Annotated in this window: 17 protein-coding genes; 9 read left to right on the top strand and 8 right to left on the bottom strand. The window is 57.8% G+C overall.

Going from position 1 to position 24579, the window contains the following annotated elements:
• Positions 1-6: 6 nt before the first annotated feature.
• Positions 7-2697, top strand: a complete 2691-nt coding sequence (locus tag LJD29_RS03945; protein WP_446744458.1) for an ABC transporter permease — start codon at positions 7-9, stop codon at positions 2695-2697.
• Between the two features lie 54 nt (positions 2698-2751).
• On the opposite strand, the gene LJD29_RS03940 is transcribed toward LJD29_RS03945, so the two are convergent.
• On the bottom strand, positions 2752-3390 hold the full coding sequence (locus LJD29_RS03940; RefSeq protein WP_446744457.1) for a response regulator: 639 nt from the start codon (positions 3388-3390) through the stop codon (positions 2752-2754).
• Complete coding sequence (locus LJD29_RS03935) at positions 3356-4780, bottom strand: ATP-binding protein (RefSeq protein ID WP_446744456.1); 1425 nt, start codon at positions 4778-4780, stop codon at positions 3356-3358. Before LJD29_RS03935 ends, LJD29_RS03940 begins: the two co-directional genes overlap by 35 nt.
• 253 nt (positions 4781-5033) lie before the next feature.
• Between LJD29_RS03935 and LJD29_RS03930 the strand changes: the two genes are divergently transcribed.
• Genes LJD29_RS03930 through LJD29_RS03920 form a run of 3 tightly spaced genes read left to right on the top strand, consistent with a single transcriptional unit; the run spans position 5034 to position 10623 of the window.
• A complete protein-coding gene (locus LJD29_RS03930) occupies positions 5034-6173 on the top strand; it encodes an efflux RND transporter periplasmic adaptor subunit (RefSeq protein ID WP_446744455.1) in 1140 nt (379 codons plus the stop codon).
• Positions 6173-9313: an efflux RND transporter permease subunit gene (locus tag LJD29_RS03925; protein WP_446744454.1), complete on the top strand. Its 3141-nt coding sequence runs from the start codon at positions 6173-6175 to the stop codon at positions 9311-9313. The genes LJD29_RS03930 and LJD29_RS03925 overlap by 1 nt, the downstream gene beginning before the upstream one ends.
• Positions 9313-10623 carry a TolC family protein gene (locus LJD29_RS03920; protein WP_446744453.1) on the top strand — a complete coding sequence of 437 codons (1311 nt, stop codon included), beginning with the start codon at positions 9313-9315 and terminating at the stop codon, positions 10621-10623. Before LJD29_RS03925 ends, LJD29_RS03920 begins: the two co-directional genes overlap by 1 nt.
• A gap of 266 nt (positions 10624-10889) precedes the next feature.
• Here the strand turns inward: LJD29_RS03920 and LJD29_RS03915 are convergent, their stop codons facing one another.
• The 4 genes from LJD29_RS03915 to LJD29_RS03900 form a co-directional block, all read right to left on the bottom strand.
• Positions 10890-12344, bottom strand: a complete 1455-nt coding sequence (locus LJD29_RS03915) for a rhamnulokinase (protein WP_446744452.1) — start codon at positions 12342-12344, stop codon at positions 10890-10892.
• Complete coding sequence (locus LJD29_RS03910) at positions 12341-14548, bottom strand: bifunctional rhamnulose-1-phosphate aldolase/short-chain dehydrogenase (protein WP_446744451.1); 2208 nt, start codon at positions 14546-14548, stop codon at positions 12341-12343. The genes LJD29_RS03915 and LJD29_RS03910 overlap by 4 nt, the downstream gene beginning before the upstream one ends.
• Before the next feature lie 87 nt (positions 14549-14635).
• Entirely contained in the window at positions 14636-15730 is a 1095-nt protein-coding gene (locus LJD29_RS03905) for a substrate-binding domain-containing protein (RefSeq protein ID WP_446744450.1), read from the bottom strand.
• A gap of 62 nt (positions 15731-15792) precedes the next feature.
• Positions 15793-17004 (bottom strand): TIM barrel protein, encoded by a 1212-nt coding sequence (locus tag LJD29_RS03900; RefSeq protein WP_446744449.1) that lies wholly within the window; start codon positions 17002-17004, stop codon positions 15793-15795.
• A gap of 152 nt (positions 17005-17156) precedes the next feature.
• On the opposite strand from LJD29_RS03900, the gene LJD29_RS03895 reads away from it, so the two are divergent.
• The 5 genes from LJD29_RS03895 to LJD29_RS03875 all read left to right on the top strand — a co-directional run bounded on the left by LJD29_RS03895 (position 17157) and on the right by LJD29_RS03875 (position 22229).
• Entirely contained in the window at positions 17157-18308 is a 1152-nt protein-coding gene (locus tag LJD29_RS03895; protein ID WP_446744448.1) for an L-rhamnose/proton symporter RhaT, read from the top strand.
• A gap of 162 nt (positions 18309-18470) precedes the next feature.
• Positions 18471-19298 (top strand): EF-hand domain-containing protein, encoded by an 828-nt coding sequence (locus LJD29_RS03890; RefSeq protein ID WP_446744447.1) that lies wholly within the window; start codon positions 18471-18473, stop codon positions 19296-19298.
• Positions 19298-20851: a DUF2271 domain-containing protein gene (locus LJD29_RS03885; RefSeq protein ID WP_446744446.1), complete on the top strand. Its 1554-nt coding sequence runs from the start codon at positions 19298-19300 to the stop codon at positions 20849-20851. The genes LJD29_RS03890 and LJD29_RS03885 overlap by 1 nt, the downstream gene beginning before the upstream one ends.
• Positions 20832-21461 carry a PepSY-associated TM helix domain-containing protein gene (locus LJD29_RS03880; RefSeq protein ID WP_446744445.1) on the top strand — a complete coding sequence of 210 codons (630 nt, stop codon included), beginning with the start codon at positions 20832-20834 and terminating at the stop codon, positions 21459-21461. Before LJD29_RS03885 ends, LJD29_RS03880 begins: the two co-directional genes overlap by 20 nt.
• Before the next feature lie 42 nt (positions 21462-21503).
• Positions 21504-22229, top strand: coding sequence for a siderophore-interacting protein (locus LJD29_RS03875; protein ID WP_446744444.1), 726 nt, complete (start codon positions 21504-21506; stop codon positions 22227-22229).
• A gap of 32 nt (positions 22230-22261) precedes the next feature.
• Here LJD29_RS03875 and LJD29_RS03870 read toward each other — a convergent pair whose 3' ends face one another.
• Both LJD29_RS03870 and LJD29_RS03865 read right to left on the bottom strand, forming a co-directional pair.
• Positions 22262-22726 carry a ferritin-like domain-containing protein gene (locus tag LJD29_RS03870; protein WP_446744443.1) on the bottom strand — a complete coding sequence of 155 codons (465 nt, stop codon included), beginning with the start codon at positions 22724-22726 and terminating at the stop codon, positions 22262-22264.
• A 51-nt stretch (positions 22727-22777) separates the two neighbouring features.
• Positions 22778-24550, bottom strand: a complete 1773-nt coding sequence (locus LJD29_RS03865; protein WP_446744442.1) for a CRTAC1 family protein — start codon at positions 24548-24550, stop codon at positions 22778-22780.
• Positions 24551-24579 lie beyond the last annotated feature (29 nt).

Genomic DNA, 24579 nt, shown 5'->3' with positions numbered 1-24579 from the left:
TGAGACATGCCACCCTTTTTTCGCGTCCTCTTCAGAAAACGCCGCTATGACGATATCTCTGTCTCGATTCGCGAACATCTCGATGAGCGAATAGACGAGCTAATGGAAGAAGGGCATGCGCGTGTCGATGCTGAATGCATGGCACGCCGCGAATTCGGTAATGTCACGCTGCTTGAAGAACGCAGCCGCGAGTCCTGGCAGTGGTTGTGGCTGGAATCATTGCTTGCGGATCTCAGGCATATCTGCCGCCGCTTATGCCGCACTCCCGGCTTTTCCATTACGGTGCTTTTGACGCTGGCGATCGGTATCGGAGCCAATACTGCAGTCTTCAGTGTGCTCAACCGTGTGCTGTTACAACCGCTGCCCTATCCGCAGCCGCAGCAACTGGTGTCGCTTCGCCTGAATGCGCCCGGCGCCCCTGGGCTCGCCGAGTTCCGCGATGAGCTGCGCCTTTCGGCCTCGATGTACTTTACCTTCGCCACGCACAATCGCGTCTTTCAGTCCCTGGGCATCTGGAATCCAGGAAGCGCCAGCATCACCGGCCTCGCCAAGCCTGAGCAGATCGCGACAGCGGAGATTTCCCAGGGCGTCCTGGAAACTCTGAATGTTCCTCCGCTTCATGGCCAATGGCTCTCGGAAGCGGACCAGGAGCCGCATGCACTGGGACGCGTGATGCTGGGCTACGGCTACTGGCAACGCCGCTTCGGCGGAGATCCCAATGTGATCGGCCGTACGATCCGTGTGAACTCCCAGCCGCGGGTGATTGCCGGGGTGATGCCGCGCGGATTCAAGATCGTGAGCTACGATTTCGACCTGCTGCTGCCGATGGCTCTCGACCCCATCAACGAGCGCCTGGCGGGTTTCGCTTATCACGGCATCGCACGCCTGCGTCCGGGCGTGACCATTCCACAGGCGAATGCAGATGTGGCACATCTGCTCAACGTGTGGATGGACACCTGGACCAACGGTCCTGGTACCGATTCGCACTGGTACCAGCGCTGGAAAATTGCACCTTCGTTTCTGCCGTTGAAAGAGATCGTAGTGGGCAGCATCCATACCGTGCTATGGGCGGTGATGGCGATGATCGGCTTAGTGATGTTGATCGCCTGTACTAACGTGGCTAACCTGCTGCTGGTGCGCGCGGACGTTCGCCGGCAGGAGCTTGCCGTGCGGTCCGCCCTGGGCGCGGGCCGTTGGCGGATTGCGCGTGAGCTGTTGCTTGAGAGTGTGGCTCTAAGCCTTGTTGGCGGTGCGCTCGGAGTGGGTGTGGCCTATGCAAGCCTTCGCCTGCTGACAGCAATCGGGCCGGCGGATCTTCCGCGCATGAACGAGATAGCGCTGGACGGCTGGTCCGTTTGCTTTACGCTCGTGCTCTCGCTGCTTTCCGGCTTGCTCTTCGGATCTATTCCTGTTCTCCGTTACGCACCCTCGCGGCAGAATCTCACTCTCGAAGGAGCAGCAAGAAACACAAGCGTCAGCCGCGATCGTCAGCGCGGCCGCAACCTGCTGGTAGTTGCTCAGGTCGCAATGGCGCTTGTACTCCTGATCGGTGCGGTGCTGATGATCCGCACCTTCCTCGCGATGCGCAATGTGGATCCCGGCTTCTCCGACCCCACATCGCTGCAGGTGATGCGAATTTCGATCCCAGAGACGCTCGTCGCCGATGCGACGACGGTAACGCGCCTGCAGAACAATATCCTGGATAAGCTTTCTGCACTTCCCGGTGTTTCGTCTGCCGGCTTTGCCGCCGACGTACCCATGAGCGGAGCCGAGCCGAACTGGGACTCGATCCATGTTGAAGGCACCGAGCCCACTGGTGACAACGCACCCATGCGCCTCTACAACTACGTGTTGCCCGGCTATTTTCGCACTGCCGGAACGCGGTTGGTCGCGGGCAGAGACTTCACGTGGGCAGAGATTTATGAAACGAGACCGATCGGCATTGTTTCCGAAGGCCTTGCCCGCGAGTTGTGGGGATCGCCACAGGCTGCTATTGGCAAACGGTTCCGCGAATATCAGGGTCAAGCCTGGCATGAAGTCATCGGCGTGGTCGAGGATGTGCGCGAGAACGGAGTCAACCAGGTTGCGCCCGCGACTGTTTACTGGTCTGCTTTGATGCCGGATAGTCCGGTTCCTCACCGATTGAATGCCTGGCGTGACGCTTACTTCGTGATGCGCACACACCGTGCCGGAACACAGGCTTTCCTAGACGAGATGCAGCAGGCGGTGTGGTCAGTCAATGCAAGTCTGCCCGTCGCCGACATTATGACGATGCAGGACTTCTACAGCGAGTCGATGGCCCGAACCTCATTCACTCTGGTAATGATGGCCATTGCCGGGTGCATGGCTCTGGCCCTCGGCGTCCTCGGCATCTATGGAGTGATCTCCTATGCCGTTTCGCAACGCACGAGGGAGATCGGTATTCGCATGGCGTTGGGTGCAAGAAAGGGTGAGATGGCATGGATGTTTGTGCGCTCTGCCATGGTGCTGACTGCCATTGGAACAACCGTGGGTCTGGCCGCGGCGGCCATGTCCATGCGTCTTATGCGCAGCCTTCTTTTCGGCGTTAACGCAGTCGATCCAGCGACTTTTCTGCTCGTGCCGATTGTTCTGATCGGTGCGTCGGCGTTGGCAAGCTATCTTCCTGCTCGCCGCACGGCAGCTGTCAATCCTGTCGAAGCGCTTCGCGCTGAATAGCTGCCACACCTCAATCGAAACTTGAGAGAGTCTCCATTGAGAATCCCCCATCCGCTACTGCAGATTCCGTTCCAGGGCGACTCGCACCAGTTGGCTTCTGGTTCTCACGCCTGTCTTTTCGAATAACTGTTGCAGCAACGCCTTCACGTAGCTCTCGGAGATATTCAGCCTCGCTCCGATTTCCTTGTTTGTGAGGCCCTCAAATACGCCCTTCAGAACTGCCTGCTCCCGGTCATTGAGCGAGTCGGCTTTGCGGGATCGTTCCTCTTCCGCGCTGCCGGCTACCAGGGCCCTCATGGTGTTTGAATCCAGCCATGTTTCTCCTCGAGCGACACGCCGTATGGCCGTGATGAGGTCTGCAGGAGGGTTATGTTTCAGAAAGATGCCGGCGACGCCATTCTTCAGGGCACTTACCGTATCGGCATCGCGCATGCCGGCCGTGACCATGAGAATGCGGCCCGGATACTTTCGCATCTCAAACTCACGGAAGAAGTGAAGACCGTTTTTGGTTCCCAGATCGAAGTCGAGAAGTACAACGTCTACCCCTCTGGCCTCCAGAATCGTGAAAGCCTCTTCAGGAGAGGCGCAGCTTCCAATCAATTCCAGACCGTATTCCGCTTCGAGAAGCCGAGCAAGTCCCTCGCGGAATAAAGTGTGATCATCGACCAGCAGCAGCCTGACCTTCTCGTCCATGGCTTCTTTCATCTGTATCAACTATAGACGCAATCTCGACAGTGAAGCTTGCGCCGTTGCCGGGAAGATAGCGGAGATCTCCGCCGAAGGAACGCATCAGGGCACGTGAGAGATATAAGCCCATTCCGGCAGCGGTAGCCTTTGCCTGAAACGGTTTGAAGAGGAGTTCAGGATTGCTGACACCATCCCCGTTGTCGCTGATGGTTATCAGCACGCGTTGCGGTTCTGCCACCGCGACGACCTGGATACGAGCGTCGCGTCTGTTTGCCAGGGCCCGCTGGGCGTTCTTTGTCAAATTCAGGAAGACCTGCATCAGGCTGTGCGGATCTGCCCATACGACGGGCAATGCGGAGGGAATGATCCAATCAGCTTCGATGTCGTCTTCGCGCAGCGACGGCCCGATCACGATACGCAGTTCATCGAGAAACGAAAGCAACTCTACGGTCGTGGCCTCATTCTTTGTCTGCCTCAACTCCATGGCCGCAATCCGTTCCAGTGCGATCACAAGCGTGCCGAGCGCCTCGAAATCCTGATTCTGCGCGAGGATGCCGCTACGCGAAAGATTCTCGTGCACCAGGGCGATTGCTCCGCAGATGTTGCGAATCTCGTGGCTGACTGCGCCGATGAGTATGCGCGATCCTGTGAGTAGTTGGTGGAGGCCGGCTTCTTCGCGGTCGCGCAGATCCTCTGAAGTATCGACAATCATCGCGGCCAGCCTTGGGCCTGCGTTCGTTCTATAAGTGGAGAACCATACGTCTGCAATAAAGATCTCGCCGTTCTGCCGCCGTCCCTTGCATTGCATGACGGTGCGGAAGGATTGCTGCCCGGTGCGCAGATCGGGGATATTGACCAGCGAAGGCATGAAGGGACGAATTGTGTGTCCGATAAGATTGCCCTGCTGGAGTTCGAACAACCGATGCGCGGCATCGTTGGCCAGTAGCACCGAACCCTGCTCATCCACCGTGATGATGGCGACCGGGCTGCTCTCGACCAGTATCTCCAATTGTTCTTCCACCTCGCGCCTGGCTCGGATTTCATTCTCCAGTTGCGATACGTGAGAGACGGCGGCGCGGCGGCCAGCGCTGATCTCATATGCGAAGAGGCCTATCCCGGTGAAGGCTGTTGCGTAAAGCAGATCACGGGGCGCACCGGAGAGCAATGTCCACTGGTAGCCATCGAAGGTTTCAGCGAGAAAGGTACATCCGATCCCCAGCAGGGCAGTTTGCAGTCTCGTGAGCACGCGGCTCGCAAGAACAATGGGGAGCAGGTACAGAAAGCCGACCGGAACTTCGCGATTGATCTGCCAGTCAGCAAACGCAATGACTGCGATCAGAGCGGCGACCATGAAGAGAACTTTGTGCCGGTCGCCTTGAAAACGGGGTGTAGCCATAGCCCTCCCTCTTGAGCCGCGGGGCCTTTAAAACAGCGTATGCATGCGACAGCCGGCTTGCAAGGACATCAGAAGTCAAAAAGCAAGAAGTATCCGAAAGATAGACAGTCAGTGTTCGAAGGATACGGATGGAGTCGCTCCCTACCCGGCTAGACTCTGATGGAGAATGGTCCGCTTTCAGATCGACTTTCGATTGATACCTGCGCCTGTGGGGATCTCGAATTCGACAAGGCAGCGCGGCGCGTGAGGTCTGGTGAGCAGGAAAAAAGTTGCAACAGGAATTGCGATGACGCTGATGCTGACGGGCATCGGTTGCAGCAGGAAGGCTAGCGATCCCGCAGCGGAGGCGCCTCCACCGGCTACCGTGGAGCACCAGCAGGGAGTGAGCGTCGTTCGTGTCGATCACCCGGAACGATTTTCCCTGGTAACAGCGCAATCGCATGAAGCCGCTTCCACGCTCAATGTTACCGGGACAGTGAACCCCGATATCTCGCGGGAGATCCCCGTCGTTTCGCTTGCTTCCGGACGCGTGATTGCGGTGCACGTGCGTCTGGGCGATTACGTGAAGAAAGGGCAGCTGGTGATGGAAGTGCAGAGCACGGACATCTCGGGTGCCTATGATCAGTATCTGAAAGCGGTTAACGACGAGCATCTGACGAACACGCAGCTTGACCGCGCCCGCATTCTTTACGACAAGGGCGCAATCGCAAAGAGCCAGCTTGAGATTGCAGAGGATGGTGAAAACGACGCCAGGGCAGACCTGACAGCAGCCGAGCAGCAACTGCGTGTGCTCGGTGTCGATAAGGATCATCCGGGCGCAACGGTAAAGGTTTATGCGCCCTCATCGGGATTCATCATCCAGCAGAATGTGACGGAGGCTGCGACCGCCGGCGTTTCGCTCGCCGGATCACCGAATGCATTCACCATTGCCGATCTCTCGCACGTCTGGATCATCTGCGATGTCTACGAAAACGATCTCTCCGCTGTACACATTGGCCAGACTGCCGACATTCGCCTCAATGCCTATCCGGATCGAACGCTGACCGGGACGATTGGCGATATAGGCGCCGTGCTGGACCCGAATATCCGTACCGCAAAAGTTCGCATTCAGGTGGAAAATCCAGGCAATCTGATGCGCCTCGGCATGTTTGCAACCGCAACACTGCATGGCAGAAGAGCGGAGATGCATACGGTCGTTCCCGCAACCGCGATCCTGCACCTGCAGGACAGAGACTGGGTATACATACCGAACAATGACGGGACTTTCCGCCGTCTCAGCGTACAGGCCGGAGCGATGCTGCCCGGAAACCTGCAGGAGATTACCACTGGCCTCAACCCGGGCCAGCAGGTGGTATCGAGGGCGCTCGAGCTGCAGAATTCATCGGAGCAGTAATGATTCGCGGACTCGTCGACTTCGCTCTCAATAATCGCTGGCTCATGCTCGGCGCTTCGATTCTGCTTTTCGCCTGGGGAATCGTCTCGTTTCATAACCTGCCCGTCGAGGCCTATCCCGATGTAGCGAACAACTACGTCGAGGTGATCACACAGTGGCCGGGACGCGCCGCGGAAGAAGTGGAGCAGCAGGTCACGATCCCGATCGAGATCCAGATGGCGGGCATTCCCCATATGGAGCACCTGCGTTCCTTTTCGCTGGCCGGTCTGTCTGACGTCAAGATGATCTTCGACGACGACTCGGTCAACGACTGGAATCGTGAAAAGGTGCTGGAGCGGCTCACGCAGGTAAACCTGCCGGCCAATCTGCAGCCGCAAATCGGAACCGACTGGAGCCCCGTTGGGCAGATCTACTGGTACACGCTCCAAAGTACGAATCCGCAGTACGACAACATGGAACTCAAGTCGATCGAAGACTGGACGCTTGAGAAACAGATGAAGTCCGTTCCTGGCGTTGTGGACGTCTCGAGCTTCGGCGGCATGACGCGCGAGTACCAGGTAAGGATCGATCCCGACAAGTTGATCTCCTACGGGCTCAGCATCAGCCAGGTTGAGCAGCAGCTGGCCGCCAACAACACAAATGCAGGCGGAGCGTTCATCGAAGAGGGCCAGCAGCAGATCAATGTACGTGAGGTCGGCCTGGTCACCAGCGTCGCCGATATCGAAAACATTGTTCTCAAAACGCAATCCGGCACCGCGCTGCGTGTGAAAGACATTGCCACTGTTGCTCAGGGACCTAAGATCCGTCTCGGGCAAATAGGGAAGGCAATTCATCGGGTCGATGGCAAGATCGTCGATGATGACGATGTTGTGGAAGGCGTCGCTTTGCTGCAGAAGGGCGATGACTCCGATAAGGTTCTCGAGGGAATCCACGAGAAAGTCAAAGAGCTGAACGATCGCATTCTGCCGCCGGGCGTGAAGATCGTGCCTTTCCTCGATCGTAGCGACCTTCTGCACTATACGACGCACACGGTGCTTCACAATCTGACCGAAGGCATCGTCCTCGTTGTAATCATTCTCTTCTTCTTCCTGGGCAATGTGCGTGGCGCGCTAATCGTCTCGATCACCATTCCATTTGCGCTGCTCTTTGCCTCCATCTGTCTGGACCTTCGCCACATTCCTGCCAACCTGCTTTCGCTTGGGGCGCTCGATTTCGGCATGGTCGTCGATGGCGCAGTGGTGATGGTAGAGAACATCGTTCGTCATCTGAGCCGCAATGGCGGGAAACGCGATCTCTCCCCGATGGAACAGATCCGCGAGGCTGCGCACGAAGTGCAGCGGCCTGTCTTCTACGCGATCGGAATCATCATCACCGCGTATCTTCCCATCTTTACTCTGCAGGCCGTCGAAGGGCGTCTCTTTCGGCCTATGGCCTGGACAGTAGCCTTTGCATTGCTTGGCGCTCTCGTCTTCTCGATGGTGCTGGCGCCGGTGCTCTCGAGCTTCCTCTTCTCGAAGGGAGCGAAAGAGTGGCACAACCCGCTGATGACGTGGCTCACGAATCGCTATCGCCGTGCGGCCACCTGGGCGATCGAGCACCGCTACATCACGGTCGGCGGTGCAGTGCTCGCGTTGTGCTTGACGGCCTTCCTCGCCTTCAGCGGGGTAATCGGATCGGAGTTTCTGCCTCACCTCGATGAAGGGGCGATCTGGGTGCGTGGCACCCTTGCTCCCAGCACCGGTCCATCCGAGGGCGTCGCCGTTGCAAACAAGGCGCGCGACATTATGGCCGCATTCCCTGAGGTCACACAGGTTGTGAGCCAGGTCGGTCGTCCCGATGACGGAACCGACAGCACTGGCTTCTTCAATACCGAATATTTTGTCGATCTCAAGCCGAAGAACGAGTGGCGTCCGGTCTTTCACCAAAGCAAGGACGAACTCATCTCCGCCATCGATCGCGAGCTTGAAAAGATGCCGGGCGTCATCTGGAACTTTTCGCAGCCAATTTCAGACAACGTTGAAGAGGCGGTAAGCGGCGTAAAAGGAGAGCTTGCCGTTAAGATCTACGGCGATGATCTCAAGACACTTGAGAAGCTCGGAGACCAGGTTGTCGATGTGATGGGCAAGGTGCAGGGCGTTGCCGATCTCGGCCTGTTCCGCGTGATCGGTCAGCCGAACCTTAATTACACGGTGAATCGTGAAGCAGCTGCTCGATTCGGCATCAATGTAGCCGACGTGCAGGATGCGATTCAGACGGCAGTGGGTGGCAATGCAGTAAGTCAGGTGCTCGTGAAGGAGGCTCGCTACGATCTTGTGGCGCGTTATCTGCCGCAATACCGTGATACTCAGGACGCCATCAACAACATTCGCCTGCTGTCTCCCTCTGGAGAACGCGTCTCGCTGGCACAACTTACAACGGTGAAGACCGAAGACGGGGCGGAGGAGATCTATCGCGAAGAAGGCCAGCGATACGTTGCCGTGAAGTACAGCGTGCGTGGCCGCGATCTCGGCAGCACGGTTGAAGAAGCGATTCGTCACGTGGATGCGCAGGTCAAGCTGCCCCCCGGATACAAGTTCGACTGGGCCGGCGAGTACCAGAGCCAGAAGCGCTCTTCGCGGCGACTGATGCTGGTGCTACCCATCACGATCATCCTCATCTTCGTCATCCTCTACACGATGTTTAAGTCGGGCAAGTGGGCGATGCTCATCATGGGTAATGTTGCCATGGCGCCGCTGGGTGGAATGCTCGCGTTGCTGCTTACACACACTAACTTCAGCGTTTCGTCCGGCGTTGGTTTTCTCGCGCTCTTCGGCGTCTCGGTGCAGACAGGTGTGATCATGCTCGAATACATCAATCAGCTTCGCGTGCGCGGCCGCAGTATCGAAGAGTCCGCCGTGGAGGGTGCAGTGCTTCGGCTCCGCCCCATCATGATGACCATGCTGGTCGCTACGCTTGGATTGCTGCCTGCCGCCACCTCGCATGGTATCGGGTCGGATTCGCAGCGGCCCTTCGCGATCGTGATCGTAGGTGGCCTTATTGCGGCCCTCGCTATCAATGTTTTTCTGCTGCCTACGCTCTATGTCTGGATCGCGGCCGATGGCGACGTGCTGCCTAATCCTGAGACGGAGTTTGAAAACTAATGCAAAATCGTCGTGCTCCTCTCGTCTGCGTTCTGTCGGTTGCGGCAGCTATGTTGTCCGCTAATGCTTTCATGCACGCACAGACAACATCGTCGTTACCCAGCGCACCTGCTGCACGCGTGGCTCCCGCCGGACCAACGCATCCTCTGACGCTCGAAGAAGTCATCAGCCTGACGAAGGCGAAGAATCTGAACCTTCTCGCGGCTGAACAAAATCTCCTCTCTGTGAAGGCGCAGGAGGTTCAGGCAGGTGTCCGGGCAAATCCGAACCTCGGATTAGTCGGTACCGATGTCAGTAATCCCGCGTCCAACCCCGCATCGCCCTACAGTTACAGCGTCCAGGTCTCACGCTTGTTCGAACGCGGTGAGAAGAGGCGCTGGAGACTGGACAGCGCACGCTCAACAACTGATCAGACACGTGACCAGTATGCCTTGCAGGAGCAGCAGACGATTCTCTCCGTGAAGCAGGCCTTTACAAACATGTTGCTCGCCAAAGCGGCATTGAAGCTGGCGCAGGACAATCTCAAAGATTTCCGGCATGAGCTGGACATCAACAAGACACGCTACAGCGCAGGCGACATCGGCAAACTCGATTACGAACGGCTCGACCTTCAGCTATCGCAATTTGAAAGCGATGAGACGAGCGCGGAATTGAATCTGAAGCAGAGTAGCTACCAGCTGCAAACGCTCATTGGCTTCGAACGTGTGGCTGACAACTTCGACATTGCGGGCGAACTCATGCCTCCTCCCGTGACCAGCACCTTGACGGATTTCGAACAGAAGGCACTGGCCGCCCGACCCGACTACAAAGCTTCGCAGGATGCCATACGTGTGGCTGACGCTGGTGTGAAACTGGCATATGCCAATGGAACAACGGACCCAACTCTCGAGGGTGAGTACGACCGGGTCGGCACATACAATTCAGCCGGCTTCAATCTGAGCATTCCGCTGCGTATCTTCGACCGCAATCAAGGCAACAAGGAAACCGCCAAGGATGTAGCCCAGGCGAGCCGCTTCTCGGAAATGGCGGCACGTGCCCAGGTCTATTCCGATGTAGCCCAGGCTTGGGCAGGCTATCTCGGTGCGAAGACTATGTCCGACCGATTTAACGGTCATTATCTGGACGAAGCGAAAGACGTGCTTTCCATTGCTCAGTTCGCTTACGAGCACGGCGGTATTGCGCTCGTCGACTATCTGAACGCGTTGCAGGATGACCGCACAACAACCCTGAATGCGCTGAACTCGTATGCACAGACATGGATGGCAATTCACCAGTTGAGTTTTGCGACCGCGACAGAAGTCGCGCCCTGACGAAATCGCGAGCATTTGATTTGCAGAAATTCGCTTGACTGCCTTGCACGGAAGAAGGTGGGGTAGAAAATGAACAGGCATAGACCCTTCAATCGAAGGAAAAGTCATTCGTCATTCGAGTCAGGCATATTTTGGCTTGGTATGACGCTTGTCCTCGCATTCCTGGCGTGGACGATCATCATGGTCCTGCTACAGGCGTTCACTCACTCCGGCCGTTGAAGGTGGCGAATGCCCATTCGCATGGCTTTTCGCTCGGCGAGACGAAGTTACAAATGACTCGAGCAGCCATGATCTGTAAGGGCTTGCGACCAGCGTGCAATCGCAACAGCGCCAGTGTCGCCTGATTCTAGCGTCGCAAGCTGCACGGCAAAGTTGCCAATCGTCGACGATTCTGCCGGTCCTCTGCAGACAGGAAGGCCGGTAGCCAATTCGATCAGGCAATTGAGATACCTGTTTCTGCTGCCTCCGCCAATCGTGCAGATTCGTTTGAATTTGCGGTGAGTGATGGTTTCGGCCTCGCGAAGGACGACAGCGTACTTATGAGCAAGACTGTGAAAGATCAGATTTGCAAAGTGAGGCGCGGCATCCGCAGTCAGCGGTGGCGGAGATCCCCCATTTCGCGTGATCTGTTCTGCGATGCGCCTGGGCATATCGCCGGGCAGCAACAATTCCGGCTCGTCGACCTCAAAGAGACATTGAGGCGGCGGGAGCTGCTCTGCTGCCGCAACCAGCTCTGGAATATCGGCCAGCGATGCACCTTGTTTCTTCCACGTCTCAATGCATTGCCTGAGCAGCCACATGCCGTTTACGTTCTTGTGGAAGAGCACTCGGTTTCCTGCCGCCGCCAGGTTGGTGTAATTACCGGCTGCCGCCTGAGCACTATTTTCGGGCGCGTCGAGAACGGTACCTACGAGCGACCATGTTCCTCCACTGATATATGCCCAGTCTTCACTGCCATCCTGTAACGGGATGCCGGCAACGGCTGAAGCGGTGTCGTGGCATGCGGGCGCGATTAGGACTGTGTCTCCGAACTCGGGCAGATCTGCCAGCGGCCCCTGTAGTTTGCCCAGGATCGTTCCACACGGGACAAGCTCTGGAGCGGAGTTTCTATCCAGGTTGAGCAACGCAAAGGTTTCATCGTTCCATGCAGTGCCGCCTGGTTGCAGCAGTTGTGTGTGGCTCGCGTTCGTCACTTCTGCAACTGGTCTGCCGCCAAGTCGATATAGCAGATACTCAGGCAGATTGAGCCATCGAGGAACGGGTCTGTCCGCAAGCCTGTCGGCTACCAGCTGATATGCGGTATTGATACGTTGAATCTGAATTGCGGAGAGAGCACGGAGTTTTGCCGGAGAGATGGACTCGTGAATGTGCTGTTCCGATGCAATGGTGCGCGGGTCTCGGTAACAGAAAGGCGTGTCCAGAAGATCTCCATTCGGGGCCAGCCTTACATAATCGACTGCCCAGCCATCGACCGCGATGGAACGAATCCCCTCGGGAGCCAATGCCGCACATCGCCGGATGCCTTCTAGGACGCCTTCTTCGATTGCAGTAATGGGCCAGTGCAGGCCTTGCTCTGTTTCCACCGGTCCATTTGGGAATCGGTGTACGAGCGTCGCCTTCAGCTCAGGACCATCGCATTTCAACAGCGACACCCGGCAGCTCTCTGCGCCGAGGTCGACTGCGATTAATGCGCGACGATCCTTTACTCGCGTGTCGCTCATCGCAACTGCGCTTCGACGAGTCCGCCGTCAACGGGGATGATGTGCCCTGTGGTGACAGGAGTCTTCGGCCCGGCTAAAAAGAGAATCGCCTCAGCACAATCCTTTGGATCGATCGGCACATGGGTCAGCGTGCGCTCCGCGTAGAATTTTGCGAGCTTCGTGCGCAGCTCTTCGTCGCTGTCCTTCTCGTCGAAGGCGATCTTGTATTTCGCCAGGGACGCCTTTACGCGATCGCGTGGGAACATCGTGGATCCCTTTACTACCGTAGCGGGGCTCACGCCGTTCACGCGCACCAAGGGCGCGTATCCAACCGCAAGCTCGCGAACAAGATGGCTGACCGCAGCCTTGCTCACGTCGTAAGCTTCGCTTCCACGCTTGGCAACGACCGCATTGGCTGAACTGGTGAGCACCAGGCTAGCAGTAAGTCCCTGCTTTTTGAGCAATGCGTGAACTTCATCCGCCAGCAGGTAATTACCCGTAACGTTCACCTGCAAGGTCTGCGCCCACTGGGCATCGGAGATGACGCCGGTCGGCGAAGAAGGGAACAGGGCGGCTGTATTCACGACGATGTCGAGACCGCCAAAGGCCTTTACCGTCGCGTTGAGCGCGGCAACAATCGTCGTGCGGTCACAGATATCAATGGCGGTTGCAATTGCAGCTTCACGGCCCGCAATCTTTCTGACTTCTTCGGCGACACCCTCCGCAGCTTTCAGATCGCGATCGGCAATTACCAGGTGCGCACCCCGTTCTGCTGCAAGCAGGGCAGCTTCGCGGCCGATGCCGCTGCCTCCGCCTACAATGAGCGCGACCTGGCGGCTAAGTTCCTTCTCCGGCGGCTGCCGGCGGATCTTTGCTTCCTCAAGAGCCCAGTATTCGATGCGGAAGGCTTCGCTGGGCGGTAGCGCAACATAGTTCTCATGCGTGGTGAAAGCGCTTGTGTCAGCCGCCGGTCCGGACTGCGGCAACACGTCCGGACACTGGCCAGAATCAAGCACGCCCGCGCCCTGCATCACGTGAATGGCGTTGGTATAGAACTCGCCAGTGATGCGCGACTCGGTCTTGTTCTTGCCGAAGCTGAACATACCCACACCAGGGACGAGCACAACCGACGGGTTGGCATCGCGCATGGCGGGGGAATCTGTCAGAGCATGTTTCGTGTAGTAGTCGGCATATTCACTGCGATAGGTAGTCAGCGACCTCTCAAGAATTCCAGTGAATTCTGATTCCAATGTCGCAGCGTCCCATTCAACGAACAGAGGACGGATCTTGGTCCGAATAAAGTGATCGGGGCAACTGGTTCCGAGATGGGAGAGCTTGCTCGCTGAGGCGGAGTTCACAAACTCAAGTACATCGGGAGCATCGGAAAAAGTGCCGATGACCCGCTTCTTCGCCGATACGCCGCCGCGGATGATCGGCATGATCGCGTTGGCAATCTTCTCGCGTTCTGCGTGCGAGGCCACACGCGATCCACCAAAGAAGACGCGGCCTTTATTCTCTGCGTGCGCATCGAGAAACTGGCCGAGGTGATCGATCACCGTCAGAGTATTCTCGTAGCTCTCCCGTTGGGTTTCACCCCAGGTGAAAAGCCCGTGTCCGCCAAGCACAACTCCATCGCAGCCGGGGTTCTCGCTCACAGCGCGGCGCAGCATCAGGCCGAGTTCGTATCCGGGGCGCTGCCACGGCAGCCATGCGAGCTTGTGGCCAAACTCCTTGTTGAACTCGTCCATCTTTTCGCGGCCGTTCGCGGCTGCTGCAAGTGCAATACCCCAGTCGGGATGAAGATGGTCCACATGCGGGAAGGGAAGGTACGCGTGAAGCGGCGTGTCGATCGATGCAGCGACAGGATTGTTTCCAAAGGTGCAAACCGGATACAGCGCAACCATCTCGTCTTCGCGTTCAACACCTGCGTAAATCTTTTCGAGAGCGAGCAGCTTGTCGAGATATAGCGTAGCGAAGCCCGCACGCTTGATGCTGCCCAGGTCGCCGCCCGATCCTTTAACCCAGAGCACCTTCACCGGCTCGCCGGAGAGCGGATCAATCATCGTCAGCTTGGAGCTCGTGTTTCCGCCGCCGAAGTTGGTCAGGCGCAGGTCGGAGCCGAGAAGGTTCGACCTGTAGCGAAGCAGCTCCGGCTCATCCAGAGTGTCGGCGATCGCCGGGTCCCAGCGATTCTCAAGAAACTTTAAACTCTTACCTTGCGACATTTCATTCTCCAGCCAGGGGCAGAAGCCGCCCGCATTTCCTGTTCGGGATTATAGCGTACCGATAGAGCAAGTATTTCGAATACGGAATTAATCCTCTTCGGCCATCATCTTCTGCGTGATGAGTTTATGCTCTGCAAAGTGGTACGGTGGAACGTGCCGCCCTTTTAGAATCTCGAGGCCGACGTGAATCAACTGCCGCCCGTAATTCTCCGCCCCGTGCGAAATGGTTGCAACCGCCGGCGTCCTCGACTTTCGCATTTCGTTGAGCATCTCTTCGATCGCATCCTGGCCCACGATCATTAAGTGCTTTTCACGTTTGAGGGAACGAGCGGCATCGATTGCGCCGAGAGCGCTCGCGTCGTTCGACGCGACAATGGCGATGCGACGGCTCGCCGGATGCTCGCGCAGGAACTCCAGCATCGCCGTGTGACTGTTCTCCCGCAGGCCCTGTACATCGATGCGGACATAACGATCGGCCTTGATCGAAGGCAGTTCTTTGTTGATGGCTTCAAATGCTCCCGTGACACGTGCCTGCACCATGGGACCGGCAAAAGCCAGGTCGAGCCCGATGATCCAATCCACGCGTCCGTCCCAGCGCTCCTCAATGCATCGCGCCAGGATTTCTCCCGCGGCCTTGCCGCAGCGGAAATTATCGACGCCGAAGAACGTAGCATGGGGGTGAGGGATGTCCACGGCAATCAGCGGAATCCCAGCAGAAGCGATCTTGTCGGCAATGATCGGCGCGGCAGCCTGGTCGGTCTGGAATTCGATCACGAGGTCGACGCCTCGTTTTGCGAATTCGTCCGCATTCTGAACCGCTGTTGTACCGCTGTAGTGATTGTCGAGCACGAGCAGTTCAACGCCTGCTTCGACCGCAGCGGTACGAAGGCTCTGTTCCACTGCATCGGAAAAGGGCATGGTGCTGCTCTGGCTTCCGTAACCGAATACGACTTTTTTCTGGCGCGAGATGTGCCGGTAAGAGCCGTCGCCCAACTGTGCCAGATAGCCGCGATGCACCAGCGTCTTCAGCACTCGATAGGTTGTCGTTTTTGAAAACCTGGTGCGCTTGTGAATCGCTTCGAGCGTGAGAGAACCGCTCTCGTTCTCCATCAGTTCAAGTACATCGAGGGCCTTGGACAGGATCGGGATCAGATACAGGGGCGTCTGGCTTTTCTTTCGCAAAGAAGATCTCCGTATCTACCCAGTATCATCTTGGCTCGATCCGCTTTGCAAAGCTAAATATGTCAGGCGTAGCTGCCGCCTCCCCCTGCCGTGTTCCGGGCACGGCGTTCCTTCCGGATATGCTCGACGTAGCCATCTTCACGGAGCGAAAGCAGGGGATCGGCGCTGGCCCCGTGGGCCTTTCGCCATTCGCCCACCAATGGGCGAACGTCGGTCCAGAATGCGCCGCGAAAGAGTTCTTCCGCTTCCACAAGCCTGCCGGCATCCTGCAGATCGCCGAGCGTCTCCAGGTCAACCAGGGCAGCTCGGGCGAAGAGTTCCTGGGCAGTGACGACTGTTTGCACGGCTGCCTCCATCTTGCCCTTCATGTTGTGGCTCTGATCGATCATGTATGCAATATTCGCAGGCTCATGGGACACGGAGGCTGCGCTGAGCACTTCGTAAAAGACACGGAAGATCGCGTAGGGGTCGATGGAGCCGAGAGTCAGGTCGTCGTCCGCATAACGGCGATCGTTGAAGTGGAATCCACCCATCAGTCCACTGCGCAGCAGCCATGCAACGATCTGCTCAATGTTCTGTCCCTGGTAGTGATGGCCTGTATCGACGAGTACCTTCGCCTGCGGTCCCGCTTCGCGGCAAAGCTCGCGAGCCATGCCCCAGTCCGCGATATCCGTATGGTAGAAGTATGGCTCGAAGGGTTTGTATTCCACGAGCAGTTGCTGGCCTGGTCCGAGCTTTGCGTGAGCGGTTTTGAGCGCATCAACAAGCCAGTCGATGCGCTTGCGAATGTTCTGTGTTCCCGGATAGCTCGATCCATCGGATAGCCAGAGGGATGTGTCGCGCACGCCAAGCTCCTTCGCGATCTCGATTGAGAGCAGCAGGTGATCGAGCGCATGCTGGCGAATCTCCGGGTTTGCATTGCAGAGAGAGCCAAGCTTGTAGGACTGATCCTGGAAGAGGTTGGGATTGATGGCCCCGGCCTTGATGCCATGCTTCTTTTCGAGGGTTCGTACCGCCTCTACATCCTTCAGGCCATTCGGCATATCCCACAGCACATGGAGCGCGACAGCCGATACCGCACCCGTTAGCCGTTTTACTTCGGCGGAATCTGCGAACTTTTCTTCCAGCGTTGAGGCTGCTTCTTCCTGCAGAAACTTTCCGAACCGGGTCCCGGTATTGGCAAATCCCCAAGACGGAAGCTCGATGGCAAACGCATCCAGCGCACGCCAGACCCGTTCCTTCGCACCCTTCTGCAGCTGTTCCCCGTATTTCATCCGAGCCCTCGCTTTACATCCGGGTCTTATCGTAAGACCTGTCATGTTTCAATAGCAAATCTATTTCCAATCGAGATTAATGGCTGCTACTATCGGAGTCGCTAACAGGAAAGCAGTCCGGCGGCAGACGAGACCACGGCAGACGAGACAAGATGAACGCATCACCCTGGATCGGCGTTATCTATCACTGGCTTGGCGGACTTGCTTCGGCCAGCAACTTTATTCCGTTCCGTCCCATCAAGCGATGGTCCTGGGAGATCTACTGGATCGTGCAGGGATTTGCTGCCTGGATCGTGGCGCCGCTGGTCGCGGTCTTGTTGCTCGTGCCGCATCCGTTTGCGGTGATCAGTGCTTCGCCGTCCGGTCCGCTCCATACTGCGATTTTCTGGGGCGCGATGTGGGGCATTGGCGGCATCACTTTCGGATTATCAGTCCGCTATCTCGGCATCGCCCTCGGTTACGCAATCTCGCTGGGACTCTGCACGACATGCGGCACACTGCTCCCGCCAATCTTTCATGGAGGCTTCGCCGCCATCATGGGAACGCCCAGCGGCAGGGTGATCCTGCTGGGCGTGCTGATCTGCCTTGCCGCCATCGCGATTAATGGTTTCGCGGGTTATCGCAAAGAACACGAAGCCTCGCGGGAAGACCTTGCCGCAGCGGGCGAAAGGGACTTTTCGTTTACAAAGGGCATCAGTGTCGCGGTTTTCGCCGGCGTAATGAGCTCCTGTTTTGCTTACGGTCTGGATGCAGGCAAGCCGATCGCAGAAATCGCGCTGGCGCGGCTTACCGCTACCCATCGCGCCAGCCTCTGGCAGAATCTGCCTGTCCTGGTAGTGGTGCTCTGGGGCGGGTTTGTGACGAACTTTCTGTGGTCGCTTGTGCTGATCATCAAGAACCGTTCGGCAGGCCAGTTCGCTGGTAACCCTGGGTCGAATCCCCTGGGCACGTCGCCCACGCTGGGCACGACTGTCTATATTGATCCGCGTTCCATTCAGGAGAGGCTCACTGCCCCGGCGCTCTTTCGCAACTATATTCTCGCGTCGCTTGCCGGGGTGATCTGGTACTTCCAGTTCTTCTTCTACTCGATGGGCGAAACTTACATGGCGCGCTTTGCCTTCTCTTCATGGGCGCTTCACATGGCCAGCATCATCATTTTCGCCACGCTGTGGGGAATCGCTCTGAAAGAATGGCGCGGCGTAAGCCGGACAACGCTCTCACTGCTCCTGTTCGGGCTTTTCCTGCTGATTGCAAGTACGGTTGTGATCGGTTGGGGAGACTATCTCTCCTATCGAGCAGGCTGAGGTGAAGTCCTACAACTAGACCATCCCCTTAAAGCTTTCATTGCAAATTCGCACTATATGCTCGTCCTCACAGGCAGAACCTGCGTCTCTTTCTTGTATTGGCGCGTGGATAGCTGCCATAATAAATGCGACTCTTTCAGTCCTATTTGGAGGTTTCACGGTTTGATTCGCTCGTCTGGTGCCTGTAACGCCTTTTTTCTTTCAGCCTTTGGCTTTGCTTCCATTGCAGGACTTCACGCGACAGCACAGGAACACAAAGAGCGTCCTCGCCTGGTACTGCAAACGCTCGACACGGACCACGACGGTCAGCTTTCCGCGGAGGAAATCGGTGCGGCGCCCTCTGCGCTGCATTCGCTCGATCGGAACGGTGACGGCGAACTCACGCCGGATGAACTGGAACCACCCCGCAGCGACGCTGGAGCCACTCCCGACCAGCTCGTGACGCAGCTGATGAGCTTCGACAAGAACGGCGATGGCGTTCTCACCATCGATGAGCTTCCCGACCGGCTGCATCCGCTTTTTACACGCGGGGATGCCAACCACGATGGCAAGCTCACACCGGATGAGATTCGCCAGCTTGCCGCGCATACCGGAGCTCCGAATGGCCCGCGCCCCCACGGCGGCGGTGCGAATGGCATGATGCGCATGGATCCGATTCTGAATGCGATCGACAGCGATCACGACGGTGTGATCTCGGCTTCAGAGATCGTTGCCGCGAGCGCCAGCCTGCTGACGCTCGACGCCAATCATGACGGCATCATTGAAGCGTCGGAGATGCGTGTGCGCCAGCAGACTCCGCAGGAGCGAGTCGACCATGTGCTTGGCGAGTTCGACACCAATAAGGATGGAAAGCTCAGCCGCGATGAAGTGCCTGACGGCATGCGCGCCCGATTCGATGAGGCAGATAAGAATCACGACGGATTCCTCGATTCGACCGAGCTTCTGCAGATGTTTTCGGCCAGCCAGCAACAGAAAGGACAGCACGACTGATGCATCGTTCCGGATTTCGCTATCGCAAACTGGCCGCGCTGCTTCCGCTTGGAACGGTGGCTCTCAGCGCCTCTGCACAGGCTGCTTTTCAGCATGCCGGTCTCGGCCAGGAGAAGGATTCGACGTGGCATTTTCAGCACGAAAACGTTCTCGGCACTTCGCTTGACATCAATCTTCGTGCGGCGAATGCAGCGGAGGCGCACAGGGCAGAAGAAGCCATTCTCGCGGCGATCGATCACGACAACGCCGTCCTAAGCACCTGGCGCGCAGACAGCGAAGCCTCGCGCTGGGCGACGACGAAACTGGCGTGGGTTCCGGTTTCAGCAGAGCTTTTTGAAGTCCTTGCCGCCTACGATCAGTGGCGAGACAAGACTCACGGCGCACTCGATCCGTCCGTCGAGGCAGCTACCCGTCTTTGGAAGACGGCTTCCGCCGAAGGTCGTGTTCCCACGCAGCAGGAGATTGCTGTTGCTGTCGAAGCCATGCAGCAGCCGCACTGGAAGCTCGATGCAACCCATCGACGCGCCATGCGCCTGAGTGATGTTCCGCTCGCGTTTGCGTCGTTCACCAAGAGCTATATCAGCTCCCGCGCCGCCGATGCCGCTCTCAAGGCTGGAGCGACGGGCGTGATGCTCAATGTGGGAGGCGACGTCATTGTTCGCGGCGACCTTACACAGATGGTTTCGCTTGCCGATCCTCAGGCTCATGCGGAAAACGATGCCGCGATGGGTCACGTCGTGGTGCGCGACCGCGCCGTGGCCACCAGTGGTTCTTACCGCCGGGGCTTCGAGCTTGCGGGCGCCGTCAAGACAGCATCACCGCAGTATTCACACCTCATCGATCCGCGTACCGCGCAGCCTGCAAGCCACGTTCTTTCTTCCACCGTCATTGCGAAGGATGCAGTGACCGCGGGTGCCCTGGCGACGGCATTCTCCGTATTACCGGTCGAGCAGAGCAGGGAACTTGCAGCGACGATGCCGGGCGTGCAGTACCTGGTGGTTCTTGCCAACGGAGAACAGGTACGCAGCGCCAACTGGCCGCAGTCTTCCGGCTTTAAACTCGCTTCTTATGTCCCGTCTGCTGCTGACGGCGCCTGGAATCCGGCCTTCGAGCTGCACATCGATCTGCAACTGCCGCGCATTGAAGATGCACGCTATCGCCGTCCCTATGTGGCTGTGTGGGTGGAAGACTCCGACCACTTCCCGGTGCGCACGCTGGCCCTGTGGTTCCAGAACCCGCGCTGGCTGCCGGAGCTGAAGCAGTGGTACCGCGACGATCAACTGCGCACTCTCACCGAGGGCACGGATATTTCGCGAACGGTTTCCTCTGCTACGCGTCCTCCGGGCAGCTACGCGCTGAAGTGGGATGGCAAGGACAACGCAGGCAAGCCGGTGAAGGCCGGCAAGTACACCATCTGCATCGAAGCTTCGCGCGAGCATGGCGGCTACGATATCCAGCGCCACGAACTGGATGTGAACGGAAGCGCGCAGCAGGCTTCGTTGCCATCTGCAAAGGAACTGGGGACAACCACGCTTGACTACCGTAAGCGCTAGCCCTGCGCGCCGCGCGCCAACGACGTTTCGTCAGCGGATAAGTCCTCGCGTGGCCAAAACCGCGCGATGGCTGCACATTTACCTGTCGATGGTGAGCTTCGCGATCATCCTGTTCTTCGCGGTCACGGGGCTCACCCTCAACCATCCTGACTGGTTCTCCAGCGCAGTTAAAAATCGCCTGGCGCGTGGCACGCTCGATAAGTCACTCCTGGCTGCGCCTAGCCAGCGAGCATTGGCTGACGCTCTTGCCTCTCGCGAGCACCTGCACGGAATGGTCGATGACTTCCGCGTCGATGACAGCGAAATTACTCTTTCATTCAAGGCTCCGGGTTACAGCGCGGATGCGACGATCGATCGCCAGCGCGGAACCTACTCCGTGATCGAAGTGCGCGACGGATTCGTCGCCGTGATCAACGATCTTCATAAAGGCCAGGATGCAGGCCGCGCGTGGAGCCTGCTGATCGACGCCTCGGCAATCTTGCTTACCTGCGTCTCGCTGACCGGCCTGGTCATCTTATGGTTTATCTACCGGCGCCGTTCGTCCGGCCTGATGATCTGCGCCGCAGGCTTCGCCTTGTGCCTGCTGATCTACAAGATCTTTGTCCCATAGCCCGCGAAAGACGGGGCATTCACAAAAGAAAGGTAAAGACGTATGCAGAAGCACGAGATTACAAAGGTCCGGCGCGAGCCGGTTCGTCGCACGCTGACCGTTGCAGCCAAAGAGTTTCTCACGCCGCGCATGCTGCGCATTCGATTCCGATCCGAGGAACTGGAGGGCTTCGACAGCCCATCGCCGGACGATCACATCAAGCTTTTCTTTCTCTCAGCCGAAGGCGAAGAAGTCAGGAGGGACTTTACGCCGCGTGCGTGGGATGTTGCAACCGGCACGTTCACGATTGACTTCGCGCTGCATCAGCATGGTCCCGCAGCGGACTGGGCTCGCAATGCAAAGGACGGTGACACAGTACAAATTGCCGGGCCTCGCGGCTCAACTGTCGTACCGGACGATTTCGACTGGTATCTGCTTATCGGCGATGCGTGCGCAATTCCGTCGTTCAGCCGCCGCCTTCAGGAAATGCGCGCCAATGTGCCTGTTTTCACCTACATCCTCGTCGATGGCTGGGAGGACAAGCAGGTGTTGGAGACGAAAGCTGACAGACAGCAGCACTGGCTGCTGCGTGGAGAAAGCTCGTCGCACGATGCGGAAGCAATCCGAACCGAATTGGATAAGCAGGAGTTTCCGGCCGGGGATGGATATGTGTGGGTTGCCGGGGAAACCGAGTTCTCGCGGGAGATTTACAACTACCTGATCGAAAAGTGCGGTCACTCCGAGCAGTGGATCAAGGCTGCTGCCTACTGGACCCGTTCCGAAGGATAGAGCGGAGCAGGCAGCAGCGTGATCGCTGCCTGTTAAGCGCCCGATTCCAGAATGTTGGGAACGTCGATCCCAAGTGCAGTTGCAAGATCGTGCTGGTGTTCCTGCTCCTGCGTGATGATCTGGCGGATCTGCTCCGCAAGGGCGTAGTGGCCCAGGGCTTCGGCCTGCCGCACCCGCTTGCGATATGCCTTGATCGTTACGGTCTCGTTGTCGAGATCGAATTGCAGCATGTCTTCAGGCTTATCGGAGAGCTTTACCTCCCGCGGAGTCGCATTTGGCATCGCGCCGAGGTAATCGATCTGATCGGCAATGATCAACGCGTGGTTCAGTTCTTCCGCGGCATGCAGCTTTAGTTCACTGGCGATGTTCATCCATTTCGCGCCTTTCAGCACATTGCTGTAGACCGTGTACGCGATGATCGCCTGGTACTCGCGTGAAAGGTCTTCCTGCAGACCGTCAATCAGTTCTTTCAACGCCTGGCTCTGTTCATTCGCCATCCGTGGTTTTCTCCAGTTTCAGAATTCCGGGGCATTTCTCCGCCCACTCTCTCACTGAGATGCTTTCTGCGCAGGATTTGGAGCCGCGACGCCCGATCCTTCTTCCAGCGTTACAATCTGGTTGGATTTTTGCATGCCGAAATGCTCGTGCAAACCACTCGGCCACTCCAAATCCACTCCATCTACGGCAGTTGCGGTGCCCAGTCCAAAATGCAGTCGTAGATCGCTGCTGGAAATGTAGCTCGATCCGCTGCGAACCTCCTGCGACCAGGCCTGCTGCCCGGCATGGACGGTCACCCGCGCCCCGATACCGTCACGATTCGAGCGTGTACCGCGCAGATTGAATCCGATCCAGTGGTTGCTGTTCGCTGCCTGGTTCACAAGCAGAGAAGGTTTTGCATCGGCATTATTGATGACGGCAGAGATGCGGCCATCGTTCCAGAAATCGGCTGTAGCCAGGCCGCGACCGGCAGCGGGCGTGGTGCAGCCAGGACCGGCGGTGGCGCTAATGTCCTTGAATTTGCCGTTGCCGAGGTTGTGGTAAAGCAGCCGCGGCTCCTTGTACAAAATGTCGGAGTGCGTCTGGTCTACCTGCGGATAAACGTGGCCGTTGATCAGTAGCAGGCTCAGGGTAGCGCTGTTGTCGAGATCGATGAAGGCCGTGCCCCAGCCCAGGTAGCGGGTATTGAGTCCCAGGCCGGCATCGAAGATTGTCGAGGTGAAGTTGCCGTCTTTTTCGTTGCGATAGAGCGATGAGGTGTCGTCGGAGAAGTTGGTTTTAAAGATGTCCGGCCAGCCGTCGTTGTTATAGTCGCCAATCGCCGAGCCCATGCCCGCCTGCTCGCGGCCATCTTCGTCATAGGCCACGCCGGCATCAGGAGCGACGTCGGTAAAGGTGCCGTCGTGGTTATTCTTGTAAAGAATGCTCGGTGTGCTGTCGCAGGCGACGTAGATATCCGGCCAGCCATCGCGGTTGTAGTCGAGCGTGGAAACGCTGAAGCAGTAATGCCCGTATGTCTTCGCGATTCCGCTGCGCTGGGTCACGTCTTCAAACTTGCCGCCGCCCACGTTGTGGTACAGAAGGTTCGTGGTGAACGGCAGCCCGCGCGGCCCGCACATGACCGGAATGCCTTTCCAGATACACGTGGCCAGGTCGCCCGGCTTCGGAAGCGTCTGCATGTTCAGCTGAACGTAATTTGCGACCATCAGGTCAAGCTTGCCGTCGCGGTCGTAGTCGACGAAGGCGCAGCCGGTACCCCATGCAGATCCGTTGCCCGCCACGCCTGCCGGAGCCGCAACTTCCTTAAACCGTTTGCCGCCTTCGTTGTGATACAGCCGGTTCTTGCCGTAATACGTCACAAATACGTCGTCATATCCATCGTTGTCGTAGTCGCCCACGCATGCGCCCTGCGCCCAGCCGCTTGAGAGCATGCCGGTTTCAGATGTCACATCCGTGAAGGTACCGTCATGATTGTTGCGATAAAGATGATTCGTCGGGTTCGCGTCCGGCACCGGCTCGCCCTCGATCGTCTTCCCGTTCAACAACATAATGTCGGGCCATCCATCACGGTCATAGTCGATGACTGCCACGCCGCTGCCCGTCGTCTCGATAATGTAGGCCTTCGACGCCGGATTGCCGTTTACATTCAGCATCTTCAGCCCGGCCTCAGAAGCGACATCGACAAACCACGCGGGTCTCGCGGCATCTGCACGCGGCGGATACGGCACCCCGGCCTTCTGCCCCATGCCCTGCATCCATGCTGCAAGCAGCAGAACGACCATCAGCAGTTTCTTGTCAGCTGGAATCCCCGTTCCTCCCTGCATGAGTCTGTTTCCCGCAGTATCCTAAAGGG

Source organism: Silvibacterium acidisoli (assembly GCA_022870745.1).
Taxonomy (GTDB): Bacteria; Acidobacteriota; Terriglobia; order Terriglobales; family Acidobacteriaceae; genus Silvibacterium.
This window is presented reverse-complemented; position numbering and strand designations above follow the sequence as displayed.

What these genes read in the sequence shown, in the direction of transcription:
- LJD29_RS03945 (WP_446744458.1), top strand. Translation starts at nt 7, where the DNA reads ATGCCACCCTTTTTTCGCGTCCTCTTCAGAAAACGCCGCTATGACGAT.
- LJD29_RS03940 (WP_446744457.1), bottom strand. Translation starts at nt 3,390, where the DNA reads ATGGACGAGAAGGTCAGGCTGCTGCTGGTCGATGATCACACTTTATTC.
- LJD29_RS03935 (WP_446744456.1), bottom strand. Translation starts at nt 4,780, where the DNA reads ATGGCTACACCCCGTTTTCAAGGCGACCGGCACAAAGTTCTCTTCATG.
- LJD29_RS03925 (WP_446744454.1), top strand. Translation starts at nt 6,173, where the DNA reads ATGATTCGCGGACTCGTCGACTTCGCTCTCAATAATCGCTGGCTCATG.
- LJD29_RS03920 (WP_446744453.1), top strand. Translation starts at nt 9,313, where the DNA reads ATGCAAAATCGTCGTGCTCCTCTCGTCTGCGTTCTGTCGGTTGCGGCA.
- LJD29_RS03915 (WP_446744452.1), bottom strand. Translation starts at nt 12,344, where the DNA reads ATGAGCGACACGCGAGTAAAGGATCGTCGCGCATTAATCGCAGTCGAC.
- LJD29_RS03910 (WP_446744451.1), bottom strand. Translation starts at nt 14,548, where the DNA reads ATGTCGCAAGGTAAGAGTTTAAAGTTTCTTGAGAATCGCTGGGACCCG.
- LJD29_RS03900 (WP_446744449.1), bottom strand. Translation starts at nt 17,004, where the DNA reads ATGAAATACGGGGAACAGCTGCAGAAGGGTGCGAAGGAACGGGTCTGG.
- LJD29_RS03895 (WP_446744448.1), top strand. Translation starts at nt 17,157, where the DNA reads ATGAACGCATCACCCTGGATCGGCGTTATCTATCACTGGCTTGGCGGA.
- LJD29_RS03885 (WP_446744446.1), top strand. Translation starts at nt 19,298, where the DNA reads ATGCATCGTTCCGGATTTCGCTATCGCAAACTGGCCGCGCTGCTTCCG.
- LJD29_RS03875 (WP_446744444.1), top strand. Translation starts at nt 21,504, where the DNA reads ATGCAGAAGCACGAGATTACAAAGGTCCGGCGCGAGCCGGTTCGTCGC.
- LJD29_RS03870 (WP_446744443.1), bottom strand. Translation starts at nt 22,726, where the DNA reads ATGGCGAATGAACAGAGCCAGGCGTTGAAAGAACTGATTGACGGTCTG.
- LJD29_RS03865 (WP_446744442.1), bottom strand. Translation starts at nt 24,550, where the DNA reads ATGCAGGGAGGAACGGGGATTCCAGCTGACAAGAAACTGCTGATGGTC.